Source organism: Citrobacter sp. TBCS-14 (assembly GCF_005280805.1).
GTDB lineage: Bacteria > Pseudomonadota > Gammaproteobacteria > Enterobacterales > Enterobacteriaceae > Citrobacter > Citrobacter gillenii.
Genome location: NZ_SZWM01000821.1, coordinates 1 through 237 on the forward strand (window position 1 = coordinate 1; position 237 = coordinate 237).

The 237-nt window shown below is 50.2% G+C and carries 1 pseudogene; it reads right to left on the bottom strand.

Features of this window, described 5'->3' with window-relative positions:
• Positions 1-237, bottom strand: a pseudogene (locus FDX22_RS21485) (hypothetical protein); the annotation flags it as partial.

Genomic DNA, 237 nt, shown 5'->3' on the forward strand with positions numbered 1-237 from the left:
GGTCGTCGGTGATGAATACAGCCTCGTTGTGAATTTTATCTACAGCACTTAATTCCGCCGCCAGTTCCCCGCACTTGCTATCGGCGTTAGCGAGCTGTACTGCAAGGTCTGCGTTTTGTGATTGCAACTCAGAGAATTTACGCACCAGATACTGCGCGTTGCCCTCGTTAACCATCATGTCACCGGGCAGACATTTGCCACGGAGAAAACCTTCCATTTCGTATACGGTCATGCTGT